The following is a 548-nucleotide window of genomic DNA, read 5'->3' as shown; positions in this document are numbered from 1 at the left end:
AGATTTTGGTTTTTCGACATTCTATTCAAGAAGCGGGAATTCAAATAACCAAGGGAACGGCAGTAAGAGGGCAGGAGAAATGAAAATGGAATTTAAAGTAAAGGAAATAGAAAATTATTCGCCACAAATAGGGCATTTAGTCAGCATGATGAATTATGTCAGATTAACAACGTTACAAGCTGTGAAGGGATTAACTACTGAGCAATTAGATTTTCTTCCAACTGAAAATAGTAATTCAATCGGCGCTCTTTTACTTCATATGGCCGCAGTAGAATTTGGCTTTCAACTTGAAACATTTGATGAAAGAAAACCAAATAAACAGGAAGGCATGGAATGGGGAGCGGCTTATGAACTTGGTGATCAAGGAAGAAATGAAATCAATGGCAACCCCCTTGAATATTACCTAAATAAATTAGAAACCGTTCGAAATAGAACACTAAGCGAATTTCAAAAACGGGATGATGATTGGCTGTATTCCAGTTGTACGTGGGAGGGTTTTCAAGCAAATAACTATTTCATCTGGTTTCATACCTTTGAAGATGAAATCA

General features: G+C 36.5%; 1 protein-coding gene. It reads left to right on the top strand.

What is annotated here, in order from left to right; translation table 11 throughout:
- Positions 1–85 precede the first annotated feature (85 nt).
- Positions 86–548, top strand: a 463-nt coding sequence (locus AC3G7N_RS22275; RefSeq protein ID WP_489424289.1) for a mycothiol transferase, incomplete at its 3' end; no start/stop codon positions are given.

Source organism: Virgibacillus carmonensis (assembly GCF_057836705.1).
Note: the sequence above shows the minus strand (reverse complement) of the source record. Positions and strands in the feature narration are given on the sequence as shown.